At 67.9% G+C, this 21929-nt stretch carries 22 protein-coding genes; 11 read left to right on the top strand and 11 right to left on the bottom strand.

Translation table 11 applies throughout. From position 1 onward, the window contains the following. The first annotated feature begins 9 nt into the window (after positions 1–9). Both metE and ACE11G_RS15685 read left to right on the top strand, forming a co-directional pair. Positions 10–2331, top strand: coding sequence for a 5-methyltetrahydropteroyltriglutamate--homocysteine S-methyltransferase (gene metE / locus ACE11G_RS15690; RefSeq protein ID WP_375003010.1), 2322 nt, complete (start codon positions 10–12; stop codon positions 2329–2331). Between the two features lie 203 nt (positions 2332–2534). Then, positions 2535–3224: a hypothetical protein gene (locus tag ACE11G_RS15685; RefSeq protein ID WP_006894195.1), complete on the top strand. Its 690-nt coding sequence runs from the start codon at positions 2535–2537 to the stop codon at positions 3222–3224. A gap of 77 nt (positions 3225–3301) precedes the next feature. On the opposite strand, the gene ACE11G_RS15680 is transcribed toward ACE11G_RS15685, so the two are convergent. From ACE11G_RS15680 to echA20, 4 genes are read right to left on the bottom strand one after another with little or no spacing between them, the layout of a single operon-like run. Next, complete coding sequence (locus tag ACE11G_RS15680; protein ID WP_375003008.1) at positions 3302–4405, bottom strand: NAD(P)H-dependent flavin oxidoreductase; 1104 nt, start codon at positions 4403–4405, stop codon at positions 3302–3304. Continuing rightward, positions 4402–5169, bottom strand: a complete 768-nt coding sequence (locus ACE11G_RS15675) for a CoA-transferase subunit beta (RefSeq protein ID WP_006894197.1) — start codon at positions 5167–5169, stop codon at positions 4402–4404. The genes ACE11G_RS15680 and ACE11G_RS15675 overlap by 4 nt, the downstream gene beginning before the upstream one ends. After that, entirely contained in the window at positions 5166–6062 is an 897-nt protein-coding gene (locus ACE11G_RS15670) for a CoA transferase subunit A (protein ID WP_006894198.1), read from the bottom strand. Before ACE11G_RS15670 ends, ACE11G_RS15675 begins: the two co-directional genes overlap by 4 nt. A 6-nt stretch (positions 6063–6068) precedes the next feature. Next, positions 6069–6830, bottom strand: coding sequence for a (7aS)-7a-methyl-1,5-dioxo-2,3,5,6,7,7a-hexahydro-1H-indene-carboxyl-CoA hydrolase (gene echA20 / locus ACE11G_RS15665; RefSeq protein ID WP_006894199.1), 762 nt, complete (start codon positions 6828–6830; stop codon positions 6069–6071). Positions 6831–6909: 79 nt separating this feature from the next. Between echA20 and ACE11G_RS15660 the strand changes: the two genes are divergently transcribed. From ACE11G_RS15660 to ACE11G_RS15650, 3 genes are read left to right on the top strand one after another with little or no spacing between them, the layout of a single operon-like run. Beyond that, positions 6910–7689 carry an SDR family oxidoreductase gene (locus ACE11G_RS15660; protein WP_006894200.1) on the top strand — a complete coding sequence of 260 codons (780 nt, stop codon included), beginning with the start codon at positions 6910–6912 and terminating at the stop codon, positions 7687–7689. Between the two features lie 53 nt (positions 7690–7742). After that, positions 7743–8639 (top strand): SDR family oxidoreductase, encoded by an 897-nt coding sequence (locus ACE11G_RS15655; RefSeq protein ID WP_006894201.1) that lies wholly within the window; start codon positions 7743–7745, stop codon positions 8637–8639. 12 nt (positions 8640–8651) lie between these two features. Then, positions 8652–9461 (top strand): crotonase/enoyl-CoA hydratase family protein, encoded by an 810-nt coding sequence (locus tag ACE11G_RS15650; protein WP_006894202.1) that lies wholly within the window; start codon positions 8652–8654, stop codon positions 9459–9461. A 22-nt stretch (positions 9462–9483) separates the two neighbouring features. On the opposite strand, the gene ACE11G_RS15645 is transcribed toward ACE11G_RS15650, so the two are convergent. After that, entirely contained in the window at positions 9484–10365 is an 882-nt protein-coding gene (locus ACE11G_RS15645) for an oxygenase MpaB family protein (RefSeq protein WP_045537550.1), read from the bottom strand. 91 nt (positions 10366–10456) lie between these two features. Here ACE11G_RS15645 and ACE11G_RS15640 point away from each other — a divergent pair, with 91 nt between their 5' ends. Continuing rightward, entirely contained in the window at positions 10457–11041 is a 585-nt protein-coding gene (locus tag ACE11G_RS15640; RefSeq protein WP_375003003.1) for a TetR/AcrR family transcriptional regulator, read from the top strand. A 19-nt stretch (positions 11042–11060) separates the two neighbouring features. On the opposite strand, the gene ACE11G_RS15635 is transcribed toward ACE11G_RS15640, so the two are convergent. Beyond that, positions 11061–11717: a GNAT family N-acetyltransferase gene (locus tag ACE11G_RS15635; protein WP_006894206.1), complete on the bottom strand. Its 657-nt coding sequence runs from the start codon at positions 11715–11717 to the stop codon at positions 11061–11063. A gap of 189 nt (positions 11718–11906) precedes the next feature. Between ACE11G_RS15635 and fadD8 the strand changes: the two genes are divergently transcribed. Together fadD8 and ACE11G_RS15625 are read left to right on the top strand one after the other, a co-directional pair. Beyond that, positions 11907–13511 (top strand): fatty-acid--CoA ligase FadD8, encoded by a 1605-nt coding sequence (gene fadD8 / locus ACE11G_RS15630; RefSeq protein ID WP_375004175.1) that lies wholly within the window; start codon positions 11907–11909, stop codon positions 13509–13511. Between the two features lie 122 nt (positions 13512–13633). Next, the gene (locus ACE11G_RS15625) at positions 13634–14758 is read left to right on the top strand and encodes a beta-propeller fold lactonase family protein (protein WP_062366236.1); all 1125 of its coding nucleotides are present in this window, start codon (positions 13634–13636) and stop codon (positions 14756–14758) included. Positions 14759–14762: 4 nt separating this feature from the next. On the opposite strand, the gene ACE11G_RS15620 is transcribed toward ACE11G_RS15625, so the two are convergent. Continuing rightward, complete coding sequence (locus tag ACE11G_RS15620; protein ID WP_062366238.1) at positions 14763–15242, bottom strand: nitroreductase family deazaflavin-dependent oxidoreductase; 480 nt, start codon at positions 15240–15242, stop codon at positions 14763–14765. Between the two features lies 1 nt (position 15243). After that, positions 15244–16407, bottom strand: coding sequence for a steroid 3-ketoacyl-CoA thiolase (locus ACE11G_RS15615; protein WP_375003000.1), 1164 nt, complete (start codon positions 16405–16407; stop codon positions 15244–15246). Positions 16408–16607: 200 nt separating this feature from the next. Here ACE11G_RS15615 and ACE11G_RS15610 point away from each other — a divergent pair, with 200 nt between their 5' ends. Together ACE11G_RS15610 and ACE11G_RS15605 are read left to right on the top strand one after the other, a co-directional pair. Next, positions 16608–17834: a cytochrome P450 gene (locus tag ACE11G_RS15610; RefSeq protein ID WP_081598037.1), complete on the top strand. Its 1227-nt coding sequence runs from the start codon at positions 16608–16610 to the stop codon at positions 17832–17834. Next, complete coding sequence (locus ACE11G_RS15605) at positions 17831–18280, top strand: nuclear transport factor 2 family protein (RefSeq protein ID WP_006894212.1); 450 nt, start codon at positions 17831–17833, stop codon at positions 18278–18280. The genes ACE11G_RS15610 and ACE11G_RS15605 overlap by 4 nt, the downstream gene beginning before the upstream one ends. A 495-nt stretch (positions 18281–18775) precedes the next feature. Here the strand turns inward: ACE11G_RS15605 and ACE11G_RS15600 are convergent, their stop codons facing one another. Further along, on the bottom strand, positions 18776–19240 hold the full coding sequence (locus ACE11G_RS15600; RefSeq protein WP_006894213.1) for a DoxX family protein: 465 nt from the start codon (positions 19238–19240) through the stop codon (positions 18776–18778). Between the two features lie 116 nt (positions 19241–19356). Here ACE11G_RS15600 and ACE11G_RS15595 point away from each other — a divergent pair, with 116 nt between their 5' ends. Further along, positions 19357–19692 carry a helix-turn-helix domain-containing protein gene (locus ACE11G_RS15595; protein WP_006894215.1) on the top strand — a complete coding sequence of 112 codons (336 nt, stop codon included), beginning with the start codon at positions 19357–19359 and terminating at the stop codon, positions 19690–19692. 16 nt (positions 19693–19708) lie between these two features. Here the strand turns inward: ACE11G_RS15595 and ACE11G_RS15590 are convergent, their stop codons facing one another. Then, entirely contained in the window at positions 19709–20878 is a 1170-nt protein-coding gene (locus tag ACE11G_RS15590) for a thiolase domain-containing protein (RefSeq protein ID WP_006894216.1), read from the bottom strand. Next, positions 20878–21921 (bottom strand): thiolase domain-containing protein, encoded by a 1044-nt coding sequence (locus tag ACE11G_RS15585; RefSeq protein WP_062366244.1) that lies wholly within the window; start codon positions 21919–21921, stop codon positions 20878–20880. The genes ACE11G_RS15590 and ACE11G_RS15585 overlap by 1 nt, the downstream gene beginning before the upstream one ends. Positions 21922–21929 lie beyond the last annotated feature (8 nt).

Here is a 21929-nt window from a genome sequence, read left to right as displayed (position 1 = left end):
GCGTGCGCCATGACACGCGCTGACGGCATCGAGTACGGGTCATCGATTCTCGGGTACCCGAGAATCGGTGCGCGCCGCGAACTGAAATTCGCGCTCGAGGACTACTGGCACGGCTCCGGCGATCGCGGGAAGCTCCTCGCCGCCGGCCGTGAGCTCGCCGAGTCGACGTGGCGTGAGCTCGCCGCCACCGGTCTCGAGCAGGTTCCGGGCAACACCTTCTCGTTCTACGACCACGTTCTCGACAACGCGCTGATGTTCGGGATGGTGCCGCGTCGCTTCGAGCCGCTGCACGCCGAGCTCGATCCGATCGACTTCTACTTCGCGATGGCTCGCGGCAAGCCCGACTTCCCGCCGTTGGAGCTGATCAAGTACTTCGACACCAACTACTACTACCGGCAGCCGGAGGTCGGCCCGGACACCGAGTTCTCGCTCGGCCGAGCGAGTTGGCTCAGCGAGAACCTGCTCGACGAGCATGCGCGCGCCGCGGAAGCGGGCATCGAACTGCGACCGATCATGCTGGGGCCGGTCAGCCTGCTGCTGATGAGCAAGCCTGCGGCCGACGCACCGGACGGGTTCCGTCCGCTCGACCGGCTCGACGACCTGCTCGAGGTGTACATCGAGTTGTTCGAGAAGCTGGCCAAGCAGAACACCAAGTGTGTTCAGCTCGACGAGCCCGCTTTCACCTCCGACCGCACCGACGCCGATCTCGCGGCGCTCGCCCGCGCCTACGACCGACTCGGCGGCGCGGGGCTGCGTCCGCGGATCCTCGTCACCGGCGAGTACGGCGATCTGGGCCCGGCGCTCCCGATTCTCGCGGCGTCCAAGATCGAGGCGATCGGTCTCGATCTCGTGTCCGCGCCCATGACGCCGAGCATGCTGATGGAGATCGCCGGGCTCCGCCGCAAGCGGCTGTACGCGGGGGTGATCGACGGCCGCAACGTCTGGAAGGCGGCCAAGGGCGGGAAGCTCGACTACCTGCTCCAGATCAAGAAGGTGATCCCCGATCTCGTCGTGTCGACGTCGTGCACCCTGATGCACGTCCCGGTCGACAAGCTCATCGAACCCGACCTTCCCGGCGATGTGGCCGACCGGCTCTCGTTCGCCAAGCAGAAGGTCGCCGAGGTGATCGCGCTGGCGAAGGCGATCTCCGAGGGGGCGCCCGAACACTGGTACACGCGTCCGGCGACCGTCCACTTCAAGCTCAAGCACGAGGTCCGTCAACGAGTCGCCAATATCCGACCGGACCAGCGCGAACGAGCTCCGTACGCCGAACGCCGGAGGGCCCAGGCCGCAGTCCTCGGGCTGCCGCCGGTGCCGACGTGCACGCTGGGGTCGTTTCCGCAGACCGCGGACATCCGACGCGCCCGGTACTACTACGGGCAGGGTCGGCTCACCTGGGACGAGTACGCCGAGCGGCTCCGCGAGGAGATCCGGCGGGTCATCGAGTTGCAGGAGGACATCGGGCTCGACGTCCTCGTCCACGGTGAACCCGAGCGCAACGACATGATCCAGTACTTCGCCGAACTGATGGAGGGCTACGCCTTCACCCACATGGGCTGGGTCCAGGTATACGGCTCGCGATACGTCCGGCCGCCGATCCTCTACGGCGATGTGAAGCGGCGGGGTCCGATGACGATCGAATGGATCACCTACGCGCAGTCGCTGACCGACAAGCCCGTCAAGGGCATTCTCACCGGCCCGGTCACGATGCTCGCACGGTCGTTCGTCCGGCAGGACCAGCCGCTGTACGAGACCGCCGAGCAACTGGCGCTGGCCGTCCGCGACGAGGTGGCGGATCTGGAGCGGGCGGGAATCAAGATCATCCAGGTCGACGAGCCGTCGATCCGGGAGTTGCTGCCTCTGCGCGAACGGGGCCGCGAAGGCTATCTCGACTGGGCGGTCGCGGCGTTCAAACTGGCGGTCGGCGGCGCGAAACCCGAGACGCAGATCCACACGCACCTCGGCTACTCCTCGATCGCCGAAGTTGTCGAGGCGTTCAACGCGATGGACGCCGACGTCACGTCGATCGTGGCGACGCGGTCCATCGACTGGGTGCTGAGCGAACTGACCGAGCACGGCACCGCCATCGAGCGCGGGGTGGGGCCGGGGGTTTACGAGAGCCGCAGCGCGGTGATCCCGGACATCGACACGATCGACGACCGTCTCACCCGGGCCGCGTCGGCGATTCCGATCGATCGGCTCTGGGCCAACCCGGACGGCGGATTGAAGACGCGGCACTACTGGCAACTGGAACCGGCACTCCGCAACATGGTTGCTGCAGCACGCAGGTTGCGGCGTCGGATGGACGCTGACAAAGCGCCTAAGGCGTAGATTCTGCTAGCAGCGAACTAAAGGGTTGCGCTGGAGCGGACGGGTGGTAGTTGCGCAAGAAACCACGGTGAACACGACGTTTATTGCAGGCGGAAGTACTTTCAGTAGCAGTGACATCGACCACTCACACGCTCCTAGCGCTAGCATTTGCTAGCACATTGACGCACACTGGTGGTGCAAGTTAAAGCAAGCAAGGAGTTGCCATGAGCACCGCCGAACGTACTCTGCCCACCCCGGTCTACGCCGTCGTCGGCGCCGGCGACGTCGCCGTCCAGGAAGTCAAGGACGCCCTCGCCGAGCTGAAGAACCGCGCCCAGGCCTCGCGCGAGCGCACCCAGAGCCGCCTGGACGAGACCCGTAGCCGGATCACCGATCTGCCGACCGAGTTCCCGTCGATCGAGGAACTGCGCGCCAAGCTGACCGCTGACGAACTGCGCAAGGTCGCCGAGCCCTACATCGAGGCCACCACCGGCCTGTACAACTCGCTCGCCGAGCGCGGCGAGAGCGCCGTGGAGCGTCTTCGCCAGACCCCGTACGTCGAGGAGAACCTGGCTCGCGTCGAGAAGGTCTACAACGACGCCGTCGACCTGACCGAGGACGCCCTGGGCGCCGTCTCGACCCAGACCCGTGCCGTGGGCGAGCGCGCTGCCGCACTCGCCGGCCGCGCCGCCGACCGCGTCGAGGATGCGGCTGTCGCCGCCGACGAGGTCTCCGAGAAGCTGCAGGAGACCGCGGCGGACATCGAGAAGGCCGGCACCAAGGCCAAGGCCGACGCCGATGCCGCCGCCAAGAAGGTGAGCACCGCTGCCGCGCGCAAGCCGGCTCCGGCCAAGAAGGCCACCCCGGCCAAGAAGGCCGCGCCCGCCAAGAAGGCTGCGCCGACCGAGAAGTAGTTCCGGTCCGCCGAAACGGCCCCGACACTCGAGAGAGTGCCGGGGCCGATTCGTTGTCTGCGGAGCGTGGGAGACGCTCAGCGGGGAAGCGCGGCCAGGCGCGCGTGCGCTTGCGTCATGATCGAGGTGATCAGTTCCGCGCAGGACGGCAGATCGTCGATCATGCCGACCACCTGGCCGGACGCGAGCACGCCGGCGTCGGTGTTGCCGTCGACCAATCCGGCCTTGAGCAGCATCGGGGTGTTGCCTGCCATGATGATCTGCTGCCAGGTCCGCTCGCCCGACTTCTTCATCGATGCACCGTCGCGCAGCATGGTGGTCCACTTCATACCGGTGAGCTGCTTGAACTCGTTGGCGTTGCGCGCCGCGGCCAGCAGCGCCTTCGCGCGGGAACCGCTTTCGAGGGCGTTGACGAGCTCGGTCCGCAGCACGCGGTGCGGCATGCCGTCCACCTTGAGCGACACCACCGTGTCGTTCAGTCCCCGTTTGAGGTATTCGCGCTTGACGCTGTCCGGGACGGCGGAGTCACTGGTCAGGAGGAACCGGGTGCCCATCGCTATGCCTTCGGCGCCGTAGGCGAGTGCGGCCACCAGACCGCGACCGTCGAAGAAGCCGCCGGCGGCGATCACCGGGATCGACGTCGTCCCGTCGCCGCCGCCGAGGGCGTCGATCACCGACGGAAGCAGCAGCGTGGTCGCCACGCCGCCGGTGTGGCCGCCGCCCTCGCCGCCCTGCACGATGACGGCGTCGGCGCCCCATGACGCGACCTTCACCGCGTGCTTGGCGGCGCCGATCGACGGCACCACCACCAGGCCGTTGTCCTTCAGCTTCGCGATCAGCTCCTTCTTCGGAGCCAGCGCGAACGAGGCGACCTTCACGCCTTCGCGGATCATCAGATCCACGCGCTCGGCCGCATCGGTCGCGTCCGCGCGCAGGTTGACCCCGAAGGGCTTGTCGGTCAGCGACTTGGTCTTCTTGATCGCGAACTCGAGTTCGTCGTAGGTCATCGTCGCCGATGCGAGGATGCCCAGTCCGCCGGCTTCGGCGGTGGCGGCCGTCAGTGACGGTCCGGAGACCCAGCCCATGCCGGTCTGCACGATCGGATAGTCGATGCCGACCAGCTCGGTGAAGCGAGTCGGCAGCGGAGCCGCGGGCGCCGGTCCGTTGTGAGGCGCGGTCACGACCGGACCTCGCGGTCACGGAGATTCCTGGGGTCGAGGACCTCGCGGATGATCCGCAACTGTTCGTCGGTCGGGTCCGCGGTGGCCGGGGCCGATTCGAGGTCGGCCACCGGGAAGCCGGTGGCGTCGGCGACCGCCTCCGGCGTCACGCCCGGATGCAGCGACAGGGCCCGCATGGTGTGGCCGGGTCCGCGGAAGTCGAAAACGCCGAGGTTGGTGACCACTCGGTGGATGTTCAGATCGTCGAAGGCGGGATTGCGCTCGTCCACCTTGTCGAAGCCGACGCCGGAGACGATGTCGACCCGCTCCGGGAACACCCGAGCCGTGTGGTTCCCGACCCAGTAGCTGGTCGGGTGGTTGATGGTGTTGCCGGGAGCGCCGCGCACGCCGAACATCTGGCGAGTCGGCTGCTGCAGCGGACCGAACGCCGAGAGGTTCTGGTTTCCGTAGCGGTCGATCTGGTTGGCGCCCATCACCACGTGCCGCCGGCCGGAGGCGACCACGTCGAACACCTTGCGGAAGGGCATCCACCCTTCCACCGGACCCGACTGGCCCACCGCGGGTGTGTCGGCCAGGATGAGCGCTTCGCCGTCGGTGATGAGCAGATCGGGTTCGGTGGTCAGTCGCGCCAGCCGGGCGCCGATCAGCGGAGTGGTGGCCATCGGCGACGCCATGATCTCGCCCGCGCCGGTGAAGATGTCGGCACACGCCGCGACGCAGTACTCGGCGCGGGTGATGACAGCGGTGGTCTCGGGACTGCTCACTTGGCTTCCTCCTGCTCGGCCTGCCACTTGGCGACCTCGGTCTGGTATCCGGCCTCGTCGACGTCGAGGAAGCGGGTCTTGAACGCCGACCAGCTCTCGTCGTCTGCCGCAGAGGTCGCGTAGTGCTTCAGGAACGCGTTGTCGCGGCCGTATCCGCCCGCGAAGGTGAAGTGTGCGCCGTTCGGGGTGTGGACCACGCGGTCGACGTTCATCCGGTTGATCAGAAGACGTTCGCGGGCGACGGAGTCCACCAGTTCCTCGGTGGGGACCACCTGGTCGGCTTCCAGATAGCGGCGCCGCGCCGCGGCCAGGTACAGATCGTCGAAGTACGGATCGACTCCGGTGTAGGCGGCGTTCCCGTGAGGATCGGCGATGTCGAGGTGGACGAATGCCGCGTCGAGCTCGAGCGCGGGCATCGCGATGAGAGTCTGGGTGCGTCCGTCGGCATCCGGATACGGGGATTCGACGGTTTTGAGCTCGCCTTCCCAGAAATCGGGGACGGCGGAGCCGAGTCCGGCGCGGATGGGCAGGAAGGGCAGGCGTGCGGCGGCGGCCTCCAGGCCGCACTTGACCATGCCCTCGTCCATCTCGCGGGCCTCGATGGCGCCGGACAGACGCGCCTTGGCGAACCAGGGATCGTAGAACGGTGCGGCGTCGAGGGAGACGAAGCCGTAGTACGCGCGTTTCACCTTGCCCGCCGCGCACAGCAGCCCGAGGTCGGCGCCGCCGTAGGTCACCACGGTCAGATCCTTCACATCCGAGCGGGCGATGGCGCGGACCAGCGCCATCGGCTTGCGCCGGGAGCCCCAGCCGCCGATGCCGATCGTCATGCCGTCGCGCAGTTCGGCGACCACGTCGTCGAGGCTCGACGTCTTGTCAGTCTTGGTGGCCATTCGGTGTCAGTTCCCCTTCAGTGTCTTACCGGTCTCGACGAACGCGTCGCGGTGCTCGTCGGCCACTCCGGCCAGATTCAGTTCGTACGTGTAGCGCTGCTCGAGCAGATAGCTGGTCTTGACGTCCACCGGATCGATACCGTTGATCGCCGCCTTGGCCGCCCGGATGACACGCGTGTCCTTGGCGTCGATCAGACGGGCGACCTCGAGCGCGGTCTCCAGCAGTTCCTCTCGTGGGACGGCCTTGTAGCAGGAGCCGAACTGCACCAGCTGCTGCGCGGTCACGTTCTGCGCGGTGTAGTACAGCGTCCGCATGAGGTGCTGCGGCACCAGGCGTGCCAGATGCGTGGCCGCGCCGAGCGCACCGCGATCGACCTCCGGCAGGCCGAAGACGGCGTCGTCGGAGGCGACGATCACGTCGGCGTTGCCGACCAGGCCGATGCCGCCGCCCACGCAGAAGCCGTTGACCGCGACGATCACCGGGACCTCGCAGTCGTACACGGCGGAGAACGCCGCAGCGCACCCGCGGTTGGCGTCGATCAGGGCACCGAAACCGGTGGTCTGCTGCATCTCTTTGATGTCGACGCCCGCATTGAAGCCGCGTCCCTCTGCTCGCAGGATGACCACGGAGGTCTCCGGATCGGCGCCTGCGGCACTGATCGCGTCGGCGAGTTCGAACCATGCGGCGCTGGGCAGCGCGTTGACCGGCGGAAAGTCGACCGTCACGGTGACGATGCCGGATTCGGCGCGGGCGGTGGTGATCGGCACACCGACTCCTTTGTCTGGGCTGGGTGGGGCTCTGACGAGCCACCCAAGCAAATGCTTGGTTGTTTGTTACAGTAGCACCATGACCGAAGCAGTGCACGGCCCGGTGAATCTGGGGCTGGCAGGGAGAATCGTCCTGATCACCGGCGGTGTCCGCGGGGTGGGCGCGGGAATCGCGCAAGTGCTCGACGACCTCGGCGCCACGCCCGTCGTCTGCGCTCGACGCCCGGGCGACGACGACCGCGAGTTCTATCCCTGCGACGTCCGCGACGGTGATGCGGTGGCCTCGATGATCGAGCAGATCGTCGCCGCGCACGGCAGGCTCGACGGCGTGGTGAACAACGCGGGCGGCTCGCCGTTCGCGCCGGCCGCGGATGCCTCCGACAACTTCTCCCGGAAGATCGTCGAACTCAATCTCGTCGCGCCGCTGATCGTCGCGCGCGCCGCGCACCGAGTGATGTCGACCCAGGACGGCGGCGGCGCCATCGTCAACGTGTCGAGCGTCAGCGGGCACCGGCCGTCCCCGGGCACCGCCGCCTACGGTGCGGCGAAGGCCGGTCTGGACAATCTCACCGAGACGCTCGCCGTCGAATGGGCGCCGTCGGTGCGGGTCAACTCGGTGGTCTGCGGCCCGGTGCAGACCGAGCTGGCGCATCTGCACTTCGGCGACGAGGCGGGGGTGGCCGCCGTCGGCGCCACCATCCCGATGGGCCGCATGGCCCGGCCCGCCGACATCGGCAACGCGGTGGCTTTTCTGCTGTCGCCGCTGTCGCAGTACATCACCGGTTCCACCGTCACCGTCCACGGCGGCGGCGAGAAGCCGGCCTTCCTGTCCGCCGCGAACGCCGGCAACGACGCCTGAGAACCGCGACGGTCGGGTAACCGCCGCAGACTTCCGAGAGAGAGTGAAGAGCATTGAGCAACAAGACCAATGAGGGCCGCGTCGTCATCGTCACCGGTGCCGGCCAAGGGATCGGGCGCGCACACGCGCACGCTTTCGCCGCCGACGGCGCCAAGGTGGTGGTCAACGACTACGCGGCGGAATCGGCCGCGGCCGTCGTCGACGAGATCAGGGCGGCCGGCGGCGAGGCCGTCGCGGCGGTGGGCGACGTCGCCGACTGGGACACCGGCGCCGCGATCGTCGCGACTGCGATCGATGCCTTCGGCCGTCTCGACGCGCTGGTCAACAACGCGGGATTCCTGCGGGACCGGATGCTGCTCTCGCTGAGTGAGGACGAGTGGGATTCGGTGGTCCGCGTGCACCTCAAGGGGCACTTCGTGATGCTGCGTCATGCCGGAGCGCACTGGCGCGCCCAGGCCAAAGCCGGTGAACGCGTGCAGGCCCGGATCATCAACACCAGCTCGGGAGCCGGCATCTTCGGCTCGGTGGGGCAGGGCAACTACGCCGCCGCCAAGGCCGCCATCGCCGAACTGACGATTCAAGCGGCCGCCGAACTCGGCGGATACGGGGTCACCGTCAACGGCATCGCCCCGGCCGCACGCACTCAGATGACGATGGGTGCGGGCGAGGCGATGGCCGCGCAGATGGCGGCGCCGGAGGACGGCTCCTTCGACGCGATGGATCCCGCGAACATCTCGCCGCTGGTGGTGTGGCTGGGCTCGCCGGCGTCGGCCTCCGTCACCGGGCGGCTCTTCGAGGTCGAGGGCGGCCGCGTCACGGTGCTCGACGGCTGGCAGCGTGCGGCCTCGCGCGACAAGGGCGCGCGCTGGGAGGTCGCGGAGCTGACTCCGGTGGTCGCCGAGCTGATCGACGCTTCACCGGTCCAAGTCAAGGCATACGGCGCCCGCTGAGAGGGCTCGCAGATGTCTGAGACCGCGGAGGGATCGGTCCGCTACGAAGCGTGCGACGGCGTCGCCGTGGTGACGCTGAACCGGCCCGAGGCGCTGAACGCGATCGACGGGGCAGTCGCGACCGGGCTGGGGGAGGCGCTGGAGAGGGCCTCCGCCGATCGCGCGGTGCGGGCGGTGGTGCTCACCGGAGCGGGCCGAGCCTTCTGCGCGGGGGCCGACCTCAAGGCCGTCGCACGCGGTGAGCCGATCATCGACGACACCCATCCGGAGTGGGGGCTGGCGGGGCTGGTGCGGCACTGGACCGACAAGCCGCTCATCGCGGCGGTCAACGGAACGGCGCTCGGCGGCGGGACCGAACTCGCTCTCGCCTGCGATCTCGTGGTCGCCGCCGACTCCGCGGTCTTCGGACTGCCCGAGGTGAAACGCGGACTGATCGCCGGTGGCGGCGGTGTGATCCGGCTGGCGCGGCAGCTTCCGCTCAAGCGGGCCCTGGAGATGATCCTCACCGGCGACGGGGTCGACGCCGCGACCGCCTGCGAGTGGGGACTGGTCAACCGCGTCGTCCCGGCCGCCGAGGTCCTGGACACCGCGCTCGCGTTGGCGCACCGGATAGCGGCCAACGCACCGCTGGCGGTACAGCTCAGCAAACGCGCCGTCTACCGGACACATCAGGGCCGGTCGGAGTGGGACCCCGAATGGGGCGCCGAAGAGCCCTGGGCCGTCAATCAGGAGGCCGGGCTCACGGTCCTCGCCTCCGCTGACGCGAGGGAGGGACCGCGCGCGTTCGCCGAGAAGCGCGAACCGGTCTGGCGCGGAGAGTAGGTCTCGGGTATCGGCGGTCCGATCAGTGCCTGACCGGGCATCCGGGCGGTGCGAAGGTGCCCATCCGCTCGATGTCGAAGCCGTTCGGATAGCTCTTGATCCGGGGCAGATCGTGAACATGTCGCGGCCGCCGACGCCGGGGCAGCAGTGAGACCAGCCGGCCCCGGATTCGGAGGCCTGCCCTCGACGCGAACCGCAGCGCGGCGGGCGGACGCCGGTAGCCGAAGGCGTCGAGCAGTGCGTCGTCCATCACCGACAGACTGAAGGCGCCGATCAACGGTCGCAGCGGCGCCGGGTAGAAGGTCTTGAACAGGTCGATCGTCGCGTCGCCGGTGCGGCGGACGCCCGCGGTGCCGCCGGACCGGTAGTGGGCGGCTTCGTACGAGTCCATCAGAGCTGCGAACTCCTCGTAGGTCTCCGGTACGTCCTTGATCGCCATGTGTCTGCCGAGTTGCCGGTAGTACAGCACGGTCGCGCGGATCTCGTCGTCGGTGAGCGGGCGTCTGCCGTAATCGGCGATCCAGCGGACCGGCACGACGACGAAGGTGGCCAGTACGTACCGCATGTCGTCGTTGCTGATCTCGAACATCTTGTGCATCTGGTTGATCCGGCGAATCGCGGCCCTGCCGTCGGTGCTGTCGAAGCCTTTCAGGAGCGGCACCTCGAGCAGGACGGCGGTGTCGTCGTACCGCTTCTGCGGTCGGTCGCGGAACTCGCCGGTCCGGTCGAGGAGGTCGCCGATGCTCGGGACCGCGTACGTCCGGAACAGGGCGAAGCTCAGCGCTTGATTGATGTCCCAGGGGAACTCGTACGTGGCCAGGGCACGGTAGATCTCGTGGAACTCGGTCTCCGGATCCATGCCCGCGGTCCGGGACGGTGTCTGGACCAGCGTCTTGAGTGTCATCGGTCGGCTCCTGCCTGTCGGTGAGCTCACTGTAAGTTGAGTTATAGTTTTGTGCAACGGGTCACGTCGCAGGTGCGGGAGGCGGGTTCGCATGGTGAAGAAGCAATCGGTGCCGTCCGAGCATGCGCGCAGGCGGTTTCTGGACGCGGGCCTGGCGGTGCTGGGGGAGCACGGGCACGCCGGTCTCAAACTGGCGCAGGTCTGCCGGGTCGCCGGCACGACGACGGGCAGCTTCTATCACGCCTTCGCGGACTGGGCCGAGTACAAGTCGGCGCTGATCGACTACTGGCGAGAGGAACACAGCCGCAGACCGATCGGAGACGCGATCGCCGTCGACGACCCCAGGGAGCGGATCGACTTCCTGATCGGCGTCGGCCTCGGGCTCGACCGTGCCTCCGAAGCGGCGATCCGGGTCTGGTCGACCCACGATTCCGGGGTGCTGGCGCACTTGGCGGAGGTCGACCGGGAGCGCGCGGAGGTGATTCGCGAGACGTCGGCCGAGGTCATCGGTGACGCCGACAGGGCGGAGAAGTTCGCGCAGGTGGCCATGTACCTGCTCATCGGCTACCAGATGGGGACGGTCGATTCGCTGGACGCGCTGCGGTTCGGTTTCGAGTCCATGCTGGCCGGCGCAATGGGCGACGGGCCCGGTCCGTCGTGGACCGGGCCCGCCTGAGGGTCTGCAGGGTGCCGCGTCAGGCGCTGGGGGCCCGCACCACCATCGGGACGCCGGGGAACAGCGCTGCCATCTCCGAGCGCGACTTGCGCAGCGCCGCAGTGCCGTAGCCGCGCTTGCGCGATTCCGGGCGAATCCAGATGCGGACGTCGACCTCTCCGTCGTTCAGTTCGCCGAAGACGATGCCCACCTTCTGGTCGCCTTCCACGGCCACCAGCCAGACGGCGTCTTCGGCGTCGACGCGGTCGACGCCCTTGGTGATCTCGTCTGCGACGTCCCCGGCCGGCGCGCCCGACCCGTCGCCTGCGACACCCTGTTCGGCGGTGCGTTCGGCGAACAGATCGGCGTCGTCGTCGGCGGAGAAGGGACGGAGGTCGAGGCTGTCGCCCGAACTCGCCGGCCGCTCGGCGAGCGTGAAGGTGATCTCCTCGTTGAGATTGTCGAGTTCGGCCTGGTTGTGGCGCCGCTCGGTCTTGGTGAGCTGGTAGAAGGACATGTTCAGGACCGCTTCCGCGCCCAGTTTCGACTTGCCGAGAAGGTCGGCGATCGCGGTCGCCGCGGCATCGCGATCCTCTGCGTCGACGATCGCGTCGAGTACCTCGTGCCGCCGCTCCATCGCGGTCAACAGCGCGTCGGTGATGTCTCGTCGGGTTGCTGCCTGGTCCAGATCCGTCATATCTCGATACTAGGTCCGATCCCGGCCGAACGGTTGGACTTCTTTTCGCCGGTCGCGATCTCGGCGCTCTTTTCGTGACGGGATCCCGAATCGGAGACGTCTCGAGAGAGTCTGTGCGGCAACAGTTTTCGATCGAGTGCTTCCAGTCAGCTAGAACACGTTCTAGTATTTGCGCACATGGGATCCGAAATGACTGCGGCCGACGCGCTGCGCAACCCCGTCCACCTCGGCGACCTGATGGTCGCGGCCCTGCGCCGTCACCGGGACAAGCCGGTTCTGAAGCTCGGCGACGCCGAACTCACCGGCGGTGAGATGGCCGACCAGATCAGTCGCTACATCCAGGCCTTCGAGGCGGCCGGTGCAGGCACGGGAACCGCCGTCGGGCTGCTCGCACTGAACCGCCCCGAGGTGCTGTTCGTGATCGGAGCGGGCCAGACGCAGGGCTGGCGCCGAACGGCGCTGCACCCGCTCGGGTCGCTCGACGATCACGCCTACGTCCTCTCGGACGCCGGCGTGTCGACGCTGGTCATCGATCCGAATCCGATGTTCGTCGAGCGAGCGGTGGAACTGGTGAAGCGGGTCGACGGGCTCACCCGGGTCCTCACTCTCGGCCCGGTGCCCGCTGAGCTCACCGACATCGGCGTGGACATCGTCGCCGCCGCTCAGGAGTACCCCGTCCGAGAGTTGACCGCCGCGGTGCTCGATCCCGACCACGTCGTCTCGATCACCTACACCGGCGGCACCACCGGAAAGCCCAAGGGCGTCATCGGGACCGCCCGCGCGATGTCGACGATGACGCAGATCCAGCTGGCCGAGTGGGAATGGCCCGAGCGGCCGAAGTTCCTGATGTGCACTCCGCTCTCGCATGCGGGCGCGGCCTTCTTCGTGCCCACCCTCATCAAGGGCGGCACGATGCTGGTCCTGAGCAAGTTCGATCCGGCGCTGGTCCTCGAGACTATCGAGCGGGAGCGGATCACCGCCACCATGCTCGTGCCGTCGATGCTGTACGCCCTGATGGACCACCCGGACTCCCGCACCCGCGATCTCTCGTCCCTTGAAACCGTCTATTACGGTGCGTCGCCGATGAATCCGGTCCGGCTGGCGGAGGCGATCGAGCGGTTCGGGCCGATCTTCGCGCAGTACTACGGCCAGTCCGAGGCGCCGATGGTCATCAGCTACCTGCGCAAAGACGAACACGACAAGGCCCGCCTCGGCAGTTGCGGACGCCCGTCGGCGTTCCTGCGCACGGCCCTGCTCGATTCGGAGGGCAACCGCGTGGCGCGGGGTGAGCCGGGTGAGATCTGCGTGTCCGGTCCGCTGCTGGCCGGCGGTTATCTCGGGCTGCCCGAGCAGACCGCCGAGACCTTCGTCGACGGCTGGCTGCACACCGGCGACGTCGCCCGCGAGGACGAGGACGGCTTCTGGTTCATCGTCGACCGCACCAAGGACATGATCGTCTCCGGCGGATTCAACGTGTTCCCCCGCGAGGTGGAGGACGTGGTCGCCGAGCATCCCGCGGTCGCACAGGTCGGGGTGATCGGCGTGCCCGATGAGAAATGGGGAGAGGCGGTGACCGCGGTGGTGGTCCTGCGCCCCGACGCCGATGCCGGGGACGCGGCGCAGACGCAGATCGCCGCGGACATCCAGGCCGCGGTCAAGGAACGCAAGGGTGCGGTGCAGGCGCCCAAACAGGTCGTGTTCGCCGAATCGCTGCCGTTGACGGCGCTCGGCAAGCCGGACAAGAAGGCCCTGCGCGCGCAGTTCTGGGAGGGTGCCGGCCGCGCCGTCGGATAGTTCGGCGGGACAGGAGCCGGACGAGTGTGCAGGAATCGTGACAGTTCCGGCGTCGCAGGCCGGGAGACGATGAGCCCGAACCGGCCTCGCCTCTCGGGGCCACCGACAGCGAAAGTCCTGACATGGCTATTCTCCCGAACGGTGTCCGCGTCCGGCTGACGGCTCTTCTCACCGGCCTCGTCCTGCTGACCGCCGGGGCGCCGGGCACGGCACACGCCGGCACCCCGCATCCGCGCTTCCTGCTGACCGCGGGTACCGCGTCCCAGGGTATCAGCGTCCTGCGCGTGCACGACGACGGTGCACTCACCCCGGTCCCGGGCAGCCCCTTCGCCACCGGTCTCGGGGTGCTGTCGCTCGTGGTGAGTCCGGATGGAGAGAAGGTCTACGTTCCGCACGCACTCGATGGCGGGGTCAGCGGTTACCGGATCTCCGGCAGCGGCCGGCTCACTCCGATCCCGGGTGCCGATGTGAAGGTGGGCGGCGCGCCGACGGCCGCCCGGCTCACGCCCGACGGCAAGTATCTGTACGTGGTTCTCGGCGGCGTCCCCGGCCGGGTGACGTCGTATCGCGTCACCGGCAGCGGTGCGCTGATCGCGACGGGGAAGCCGACCGCGCCGGTCGACGGGTTCAGCATGGTCGGTATGGGCGGCATCGACCCGAGCGGCACCCGGATGCGCGTGGTCAGCTACATCGGCAACACGATGACGAATTACGCCCTCGGCCCGGGCGGCGGCATCCGCCGTCTCGGTGTGACGCAGGTGGGGCTCGGGCCGGTCGCCCCCGGTTACTCGCCCGACGGTCGGTTCCTGTACGTCAGCGACGAGTTCTCCATGGGACTGTCGGGATTCCGCATCGGCGACGACGGCTCCGTGACACGGACACCGGGGTCTCCGTACCCCACCGGAGGCGTCCCGCACGGCATCGTCATGACGCCGGACGGCAAGCGCCTGTACGTCCCGAACGCGGTCGGCACATCGATCGCCGCGTACAACGCCCACGCCGACGGGCGGCTGACGCCGATCGCGGGCTCGCCCTACCCGGGGCCGGCCGGAACCCTCCCCGGGCAGGTGCTCCTGCACCCGAACGGGCGCTACCTGTACGACATCGACGTGCTGACCGCACGGCTGACCTCGAGGGTGACCACCTATCGGATCGGGGCCGACGGGTCGCTCTCCCGGACGTCCCGACCGGAGGTGGACACCGGCGTGATCATGTCCGACGGCCCGATCGCCGCGATGACGCCGTGAGCGATCACACCGGTTCGCAGATCACGACCGGGATCTCGCGGTCGGTCCACGCGGCGTACGTGTCGAAGTCCGCGTACATCTCGACCAGCCGCGGCCAGAGTTCGGCGCGTTCGGCGTCGCCCGCGATTCGCGCCAGATAGTTGCGCTCTTCCCGGCCGATCTGGATCCGGACGTTCGGCTCATCGCGCACGTTGTAGTACCAGGCCGGATTGTTCGGCAGTCCGCCCTGCGAGGCGACGAGCACGATCGACTCGCCGTCGCGCAGGAACAGGAGCGGAACGGTGCGCTCCTGTCCCGACTTGCGCCCCGTCGTGGTGAGCAGGCAGACGGGTGTGGGGCGGCGCAGCGCGGCACCGACTCGCCAGGTCCCGCCCAGCCGTCCGCGCGTGAGCCGGTACAGCCGGGTGTTGAGCCGTGAACCGATCCTGATGATCCGCGCGACCACCGGCGAATCGAGTTGGGCCGGTCGGGAGCTCGCCTCCAAATCAGATCCGTTCGATGATGGTCGCGGTCGCCAGCGCGCCGCCGGCGCACATCGTGACGAGCGCGGTCTGCTTGTCGCTGCGCTCGAGTTCGTGCAACGCGGTGGTGAGCAGCCGGGAGCCGGTGCTTCCCACGGGGTGCCCGAGGGCGATGGCGCCGCCGTTGACGTTCACCTTGTCCATGTCGGCACCGTGCACCTGGGCCCAGCTGAGGACGACGGAGGCGAAGGCCTCGTTGATCTCGACCAGATCGATGTCGTTGAGATTCATCCCCGAGCGGGAGAGGACTCGTTCGGTGGCCTGAACGGGTCCGTCCAGGTGGTAGTACGGTTCGGCTCCGACGAGCGCCTGGCTCACCAGCCGGGCCCGCGGACGCAGGCCGAGGGCCTTGGCCTTGTCCTCGTCCATCAGCAGCACGGCCGCCGCGCCGTCGGAGATCTGCGACGAGTTGCCGGCGGTGTGGATGCCGCCCTCGATCACCGCCTTGAGTCCGTTCAGCGACTCGGCCGTGGTGTCGCGCAGACCCTGATCGCGGTTCACCTCGAGGATCTGACCGGTCAGCTCGCCCTCCTTGGTGCGCTCGGGCGCCTTGACCGTGAGGACCTCGCGGTCGAAGCGGCCCTCGTCCCACGCACGCTTGGCCTTGGTCTGCGAGGCGAGCCCGAGTGCGTCGACGTCGGCGCGGGTGATGCCCCGGCGCTTGGCGATCCGCTCGGCGGCGTCGAACTGGTTGGGCATGTCGATGTCCCACGAATCGGGGCGGCGGGGGCCCGCATCCGTGCCGACGTTGGCGCCGAGCGGCACATGTGACATGCATTCGACGCCGCAAGCGATGCCGATGTCGATGGTGCCGGTCGCGATCAGGCCGGCGACCATGTGATTGGCCTGTTGTGCGGATCCGCACTGGCAGTCGATGGTGGTGGCGCCGGTCTGCCACGGTAGGCCCGAGTGCAGCCACGCGGTGCGTGTGACATTGTTGCCCTGCTCGCCGACCTGCATGACGCAGCCGCCGACCACTTGCTCCACCAGGCCCGGATCGATTCCCGCGCGTTCGACGACGCCGCGCTGTGCCGCACCGAGGATCTCCGCCGCATGCAGGCCCGACAGCCAGCCGTTGCGCTTGCCGATCGGAGTACGGACCGCTTCGACGATCACCGGTACACCCATGCCAACTCCTTGTTCGAGAAACGTTTCTCCGTCAAAACTAGAACAAGTTCTTGTTCGCGTCTATCCAGTGTGGCAGAGTGTGAGTTACGCAAATTGTAACGGGTTCTCGTTCCGATCGAGACCGGAGAACATGGCCAGAGAATTGAGGTGATGACGTGACTCAGGCGCAGAGCGTTGAAGCGTCCGGCACGTGTCCGTTCATGCATCAGGAGGGGTGGGATTTCACGAACCCGGACCTCCTGGTCGAGGGTATTCCCGTCAAGGAGTTCGCCGAGCTCCGCAAGACCGCGCCGGTGTGGTGGAACGCTCAGCTGCCCGGCAAGGGCGGCGGCTTCCATGACGGCGGCTACTGGGCCGTCACCAAGCACGAGCACATCCGTGAGATCTCGAAGAACGCCGACGACTGGTCGGCGAACGAGAACGGCGTGATCATCCGCTTCGAGGACGACATGGACCCGGAGCAGCTCGAGGTCACGAAGACCCTGCTGATCAACCACGATCCGCCCGAGCACACGCGCCTGCGCAAGGTGGTCTCCCGTGCGTTCACGCCGAAGGCGGTCCACGCGCTGGAGGAGAAGCTCGACGCCGCCGCGCGAGAGATCGTTCAGAAGGCCGCGGACGAGGGCAAGGGCGACTTCGTCCACCAGGTCGCCGTCGACCTGCCTCTGCTGGCGATCGCCGATCTGCTCGGCGTGCCCGAAGTGGACCGGATGAAGCTATTCGACTGGTCGAACTCGATGATGAACGCCGATGACCCGGAGTTCACCACGGACCCGCTCACCGCGAACATGGAGATCCTCGGCTACGGCTACAACATGGCCGAGGAGCGCAAGAAGTGCCCGGCCGACGACATTGTCACGCAGCTGATCGAGGCCGACATCGACGGTCACGGTCTCACCGAGGCGGAGTTCGGCTTCTTCTTCATCCTGCTGACGGTCGCGGGCAACGAGACCACCCGCAACGCCATCACGCACGGTATGAACGCCTTCCTGGACAACCCGGATCAGTGGGAGCTGTTCAAGAAGGAGCGTCCGGCCACGGCGGTGGACGAGATCGTCCGGTGGGCGACTCCGGTCAACGTCTTCCAGCGCACGGCCAAGCACGACACCCAGGTCGGCGGCGTCGACATCAAGGCCGGTCAGCGCGTGGGCATGTTCTACGGTTCGGCGAACTACGACGAGGACGTCTTCGAGGATCCGTTCACGTTCAACATCCTGCGCGATCCGAACCCGCACGTCGGCTTCGGCGGCAACGGCACGCACTTCTGCATCGGCGCCAACCTGGCTCGCATGGAGATCAACCTGATGTTCAACGCGCTCGCCGACCTGGTGCCCGACATCACCAAGCTCGAGCAGCCGCGCCGGCTGCGTCACGGCTGGATCAACGGCATCAAGGAACTGCAGGTCGATTATGGGACGAAGTCTTGACCGACACCCAGAACTCTCCCGCGTATCTGAACATCGACCGCGCGAACCATCCGGCGGTACTCGCCGGGCGGCGCTCGCGGGAGGCCGTCGAAGCTCGTGACAAGGCGGCATGGCTGGCGAACTTCGCCGCGAACGGATCCGTCGAGGATCCGGTCGGCCCGTCGATGTTCGACGAGGAAGGGCGGGGTCATCGTGGCGCCGACGGGCTGTCGGCGTTCTGGGACAAGGCGATCGCACCGACCGAGAGCATCGACTTCCAGTTCGAGAAGGAGATCATCTGTGGTCGCGAGGTGGCCTACATCGGCACCATCGTCACCCGGATCGGCGGCCACATCTCCGAGGCCGAAGGCGTGTTCACTTACAAGGCGGACGAGAACGGAGACCTGGAGGCGCTCCGCGCGTTCTGGGAGGTCGAGGCGACGATGAAGTCGTTCCGGCCCCAGTAGGTCTGCGGATGCAGTAACGGGCGAAGAAGTCCCGGCGACCGAGATGGTCGCCGGGACTTCTTCATGTCGAGCCTCGCGGCTGCGCCCGACGGACCCGCGTCCGTCTCGATGCGCTCCGTCGCTCCGCTCCTGCGCTTACTCGACTGGCCCTGAGCGGTGCCCCAGGGCAGTCGAGTAGGACGAGGCGCTAGCCGAGGCCGTATCGAGGCTGACGCCCGTCTCGATGCGCTCCGTCGCTCCGCTCCTGCGCTTACTCGACTGCCCTGGCGGAACGGCCCGCTTACTCGGCTGGCTTGACGGAGCGACCCCCAGGGCAGTCGAGTAGGACGAGGCGCTAGCCGAGGACGTATCGAGGCTGACGCGGGGCCGTCTCGATGCGCTTCGTCGCTTCGCTCCTGCGCTTACTCGACTGGCCTTAGCGGTGCCCCAGGGTAGCCGAGTAGGACGAGGCGCTAGCCGAGGACGTATCGAGGCCGCCTCGATGCGCTGCTGGAATCAACGGCCGTTCAGCTGTCGGCGCCGACCTTCCCCGGGAGCCTTGTCCGCGGAGACCGCCTTGAGGAGGTGGGTGTCGACGGCCAGCACTCCCTGCTTGGCGAAACCGACGGCCAGCAGGCCGGCGATCAGGCCCAGGACCAGTTCGTAACCGCCGTCCGAGGCCCAGAAGCCCGCGTCGATGTGGGCGATGAAGATCGCGCCGATCATGTCGACGATCAGGATCACCGACACCACCGGAACCGCGAGGCCCACGATCAGCAGGCCGCCTCCGATCAATTCGGCCAGCGCGGCGAGCCAGGCGCTCACACCGGGGACCGGCGCGCCCATCATCTCGAAGTTGGCCTTGACTCCGTCCATGCCGAACGTGAAGAACTTCTGCCAGCCGTGGGCGAAGAAGATGACGCCGAGGATGATCCGGGCGATGCTGACGGCCAGGCCCTGGCCCTGCTTGAAGTAGGTCATGGTCGAGGTGACTCCTTGTGGGATCGTTCTGTTCTCGCCCACCGAGATGTGTGGGGTCACCGGAATTCAATCACTTACTTTTCGTAAGCGCAAAAGGTCAGGGCTAGTATCGAGGTATGATCCCGTTCGACGTCTTCGCGAAGCAGTGCCCGTCCCGGGAGGTGTTCTCGCACGTCACCGGCCGCTGGGGAGCTCTCGTGCTGGGCAAGCTGAAGACCGTTCCGCAGCGTTTCTGTGAATTGCGTGAGCAGGTGGAGGGCATCAGCGACCGGATGCTGACGCAGACGTTGAAGACGCTGACGAACGACGGCCTCGTCGTGCGGACGATGTCCGACGAGAGGCCGTCGCACCCGGAGTACTCGCTGACCGACTCCGGGGTGGAGGTGGCGCGCGCGGTGCGCGCCCTGGTGGAGGCTGTTCAGAACAACATGCCCGCGCAGGCGTACGTCTGACGCCCGCGCGGCGCGGCTAGGGCTTGTCCGCGCCGAGAAGCCACATCGAGAAGTACTGTGAGCCGCCGCCATAGGCGTGGCCGAAGGCCTTGCGGACATCGGGCACCTGGTGATCGCCGCCCTTGCCCATCACCTGGATCGCAGCCTCAGCGCACCGGATCATGCCCGAGGCGCCGATCGGGTTCGACGACAGCACGCCGCCGGACGCGTTGACGGGGAGCTTCCCGCCGATCTCGGTCTCTCCCGCCTCGGTGAGCTTCCAGCCCTCGTACTCCGGCATGAAGCCGAGGTTCTCCAGCCACATCGGCTCGAACCAGGAGAAGGGCACGTAGATCTCGGCCGTGTCCACCTCTTCCAGCGGATTGGTGATCCCGGCGGCCTTCCACAGCGCGGCCGAGGCGTCGCGTCCGGCCTGCGGGCTGACCACATTGCGGTGCGAGTACGAGAGCGGCTCGGTGCGCATGGCGGTCGCGTGCACCCACGCCACGGGGCGTCCTTCGGCGATCGCATCGTCCGCGGATCGCTCGTCGCCGAGCACCACCGCGCACGCTCCGTCGGACGACGGGCACGTCTCGTCGAAACGGATCGGATCCCACAGCATCTGCGAGGCCATCACCTTCTCGACGGTGATATCGGGCTGGTGCAGATGCGCGAGCGGATTCTTCGCGCCGTTGCGGCGGTCCTTGGCGGCGACCATCGCGCCGATGTGCGCCGGCGCCTTCGAATTGTTGATGTAGGCGCGCACGTGCGGGGCGAAGAATCCGCCCGCGCCGGCACCGACCGGCATCGTGAACGGCACCGGGATCGAGAGCGCCCACATGGCGTTCGACTCCGACTGCTTCTCCCAGGAGACGGCCAGCACGCGTCCGTGGACGCCGCTGCTGACCAGGGAGGAGCCCACGATCGCGGTGGACGCTCCCACCGAGCCCGCGGTGTGCACGCGGATCAGTCGTTTGCCGACCGCGCCGATGGCCTCGGCCATCGCCAGCTCCGGCATCATCGAGCCCTCGAAGAGATCGGGTGCCTTGCCGATCACGATGGCGTCGATGTCGTCGATCGAGACGTGGGCGTCGGCGAGTGCACGGTCGATCGCCTCGCGGACCATGCCCGCCATCGTCACGTCGGTGCGCTTGGCGACGTACTTGGTCTGGCCGGTTCCGAGGACGGCGACGCGATTGCGGCCCATCAGTTCTCTCCTCCTGCGAGTGTGACGACCATGTTCTGCTGCAACAGCGGTCCGCTGGTCGCGTGAGCGACCGCGGTGCGCGCGTTGCCCGCGAGGATCTCGTGCGCGGCGTAGCCGATGCGCTGAAGACCCACGGAGAACAGGGCGTTTCCGGTCAGGGCGCCGCCCGACGGGTTGATTCTGGTGCGGGCGCCGAGCCCGAGTTCGCGCGCGACGATCAGTTCCTGATGCGTGTAGGTGGCGTGGATCTCGGCGACGTCCACATCGCGCGAGCGGTCGCCGAACGCGGTGTTCGCGGCGAGTTCGGTGGACGGCGACCGCGTCAGGTCGCGTGCACCGAAATTGGGTGTGTCGATGCGGTGATCCCAGCCGGTCACCCACGCCGGGTTCGCGACCAGCTCACGGGCGCGGGCCTCGGAGGCCAACACCACGGCGGCACCGGCATCGGCGTACGGCGCGATGTCGTGAGCGCGTAGCGGATCGGCGACGTAGTCGGCGGCCAGCAGTTCCTCGACCGAGGCTCCGGTGGTGCGCGCGGCGACCGCCGCCATGTCGGCCTCGGTCCAGGCGCCCGACTCCAGGCCTGCGCGAGCCTGCAGGCCCGCGAGCGACCGGGCGTCCGGCCACAGCGGAGCCACCGTGTAGGGGTCGGTCTGCATCGCGAGCGTACGGTCGGAGTCGCCGGCCGAGGCCTTGCCGAATCCGTAGGCCAGTGCGATGTCGACCTCGCCGGTCGCGATCTTGACCCACGCCTCGTACAGAGCCCAGGCTCCGTCCATCTCGACGTGCGACTCGTTGATCGGCGGAACGGCGCCGATGGCGTCGATCGCGGAGATGAAGGAGAACGCGCGGCCGGCCAGGTAGTCCGACGATCCACTGCACCAGAAGTCGATGTCGGTGCGGCTGATGCCCAGATCGGCGTACAGCTTCTGGAAACAGGGGATCAGCATCTCGACGCCGTTGGTGGTGCCGGTCGATGCGGGGTCGTTGGTGCTGTGCGCGAATCCCACGACTGCGATGCGCGGGAGTGTGCTGTTGCTCATGTGAATAG

It is taken from the genome of Gordonia sp. PS3 (genome assembly GCF_041950545.1).
GTDB classification, from domain to species: domain Bacteria; phylum Actinomycetota; class Actinomycetes; order Mycobacteriales; family Mycobacteriaceae; genus Gordonia; species Gordonia sihwensis.
The sequence above is the reverse complement of the archived record's forward strand: the minus strand, read 5'-3'. Positions and strand labels throughout refer to the sequence as shown.